The organism is uncultured Tepidimonas sp. (assembly GCF_938045175.1).
Taxonomy (GTDB): domain Bacteria; phylum Pseudomonadota; class Gammaproteobacteria; order Burkholderiales; family Burkholderiaceae_C; genus Tepidimonas.
In genome coordinates this window covers 1-2537 of record NZ_CALIND010000164.1, presented here as the reverse complement: position 1 = coordinate 2537, position 2537 = coordinate 1, and the positions used below count along the sequence as shown (strand labels likewise).

The window sequence follows — 2537 nt, the reverse complement described above, 5'->3', positions numbered from 1 at the left end:
GAACGACTGTTGCGCCCACCCACCATGACCATCAAAAGCGACAAATGGATCCGCCGCATGGCGGAGGAATACGGCATGATCGAGCCGTTCGAGCCGGGCCAAATTCGCGAGGTCGACGGACGGCGCGTCATCAGCTACGGTACCAGCAGCTACGGCTATGACATCCGCTGCGCGCCGGAATTCAAAGTCTTTACCAACATCCACAGCACGGTGGTCGACCCCAAGAACTTCGACGAGAAGAGCTTCGTCGATTTTCACGGGGACCACTGCATCATCCCGCCCAACAGCTTTGCGCTCGCGCGCACGGTGGAGTACTTCCGCATCCCGCGCAACGTACTGACCATCTGCCTGGGCAAGAGCACCTACGCCCGCTGCGGCATCATCGTCAACGTCACGCCTTTCGAGCCCGAGTGGGAAGGCTATGTGACGCTGGAGTTTTCCAACACCACCCCGCTGCCAGCCAAGATTTACGCCGGCGAGGGCTGCGCGCAGGTGCTGTTTTTCGAGAGCGACGAGGTCTGCGACGTCTCGTACCGCGACCGCGGCGGCAAGTACCAGGGGCAGCGGGGCGTGACGCTGCCGCGGGCGTGAAGCCGGCGGTCGTGTCGTTGGCTAGGGATCAACTGATTCAATCCCCAACCTTCCCACGACCTGGCACCATCATATCGACACACCCTGCCTAACCCAGCCCACAGACCAGCCCCATGCCCATCCAGACGAGCTTTGCCGAACTCGAGGTCGTCTCCAAGAAGAAGCTCACCCGACGCGAGCTCAGGGCGTACGTCGTGCAAAAGGGCTTTGGGCTGTCGGACGAAGGCCTCGAGGACGCGCTGTACGACAGTTAGGCCATCCGCCGGTTCGTGGGTACCGATCTGGCCCGCGAGGGTCGCTGAGTGCGGGCTGCGGCACCATCTTTGGCCAGTCCGCCAGCGCAGCAGCGCTCGAGACGGACGGGCGGGGTTTATTCAGCGGTTCCTTAGCAGCATGATTCAGGCGACAACTATCTTGACATGCACCGCTCACCTTTACCGTGCGTTCGACTAAGTGCGCGGCAAGCACCACCGTTCAGGGTAGGCCGCGCCTGAGCGCCGAAGGAATCTCCGGACTTCAGGCCGGGGAGGATGTCAAGTCATCTCTTTCACAAAGGCCCTATCTGCTCACTTGCCAAGTTCCGCAAATACCGCGTCGAGCTGCGGATTGCTGGTGATCAGCAGCAGCCGTTTGATGGTGGGGGTGTGATTGATCTCCAACCGCATGTAGCGCTCACCGCCGGCGGTGGACTGCTGGCGAATCAGCTGAATGCGCCCAAAGAGTGCTCCATGTCGTTCGGCGAACTTCGCCAGCCCGACCGCCTTCTCGAAGTTGTCGTCCAGGTCCGGCCGATGGGGCTCCAGGATGTCGATCGCATACCCGCCTTCCACCTGCCGAACGATGACGAGATCGGGGAACATCGGCCTGACCTCCCCCCCTGACATGTAGGGCACCTCCAGCGACCAGGGTTTGCGGTCCAGGTTGCGCAACCAGCCCACCACCGCCGGGTTGGCGAGTTCTTCCTTCAGAACATCCGCTTCCCATGTGCCCAGCGCGGCCCGGAACTGGCCGTTGCCCTCCACGTACAGATGGCGCTCCCACAGCGCATCAGTGGGTTGTCGCCGGAAGTCGATCGACTCCGGCAGGTGCCACGGCACCTCGGCCGGTTCGGCCGTGGCGAGCCGCAACTTCTCGTAGTTGGCACGGCGATGCTCCTTGAGCTGGTAGATCGCCTTCTTGTGCTGGTCGTACAAGGCGTTGAAGGCCTGCTCGGCGCGCTTTTCCAATTCGCCCATCTGCGTGGGATGGCGCGCCAGCACGATGGCTTCCACCTTCACGTCTACCGCGTCGCGCTCGGCGTGGGCGCGCCAGTACTCCATTTGCAAGCCGTGGCTGAATACGCGGCCTGCCTCCTCAAACAGGCGGTCGATGTCAACGCTGGATGCCTCGATGCGATAGTCCGCTTGCGGCTCACTCACGCCGGTTCCGTTATGCACGGCCAGGGTTCGCAGGCCCACCTGCGTGATGGCGCGCGCCGCCGAATCGAATTCCCCGGTGGCCTTCAAAGTGGCCACGCACTCGGTCATCCACGCCACGATCTGCGCCTTGGCCTGGCCCCAGGCCTCGTCGTCGATCCCGTCGAGCGTCAAGCTGCGCGCCATGGCCATGTAGCGTCGCAGCGGGCTTTGCGCCCGCACGGCGCCCACGCGGTAAGTCACCAGGCCGTCCAAGGCGGCGAACAGGGCCTCGGTGCCCGCCCGGCGCTGGAGCACCACCAGCTCGCGACTGGAGCCCGTCTCGGCCGGCGGCACGTCCTCCTGGTTGTGCAGTGCGGCCACCACGTTTTGCACCGCCTGCGTGTCGAAGTAGGGCAGGAACAGATGCACATCGTTGAGCGCGGCATCTTTTTCGATGCGGCGCGCCAGCGGCGTGCGCACCATGCGGCCGAGCAACTGGGCAATGTAGGTGTGATCTTCCGCGCGACGGAAAGACATCATCACCTCGGC

2 protein-coding genes and 1 pseudogene are annotated in these 2537 nt (G+C 63.6%); 2 read left to right on the top strand and 1 reads right to left on the bottom strand.

The annotated features are described in order from the left end of the window. Window positions 1-24 precede the first annotated feature (24 nt). Both dcd and Q0716_RS08690 read left to right on the top strand, forming a co-directional pair. Complete coding sequence (gene dcd, locus Q0716_RS08695; RefSeq protein ID WP_058616447.1) at window positions 25-591, top strand: dCTP deaminase; 567 nt, start codon at window positions 25-27, stop codon at window positions 589-591. 113 nt (window positions 592-704) lie between these two features. Next, window positions 705-845, top strand: coding sequence for a hypothetical protein (locus tag Q0716_RS08690; RefSeq protein WP_156137228.1), 141 nt, complete (start codon window positions 705-707; stop codon window positions 843-845). A 312-nt stretch (window positions 846-1157) separates the two neighbouring features. Here the strand turns inward: Q0716_RS08690 and Q0716_RS08685 are convergent. Beyond that, window positions 1158-2537 (bottom strand): annotated as a pseudogene (locus Q0716_RS08685) (type III deoxyribonuclease); the annotation flags it as partial.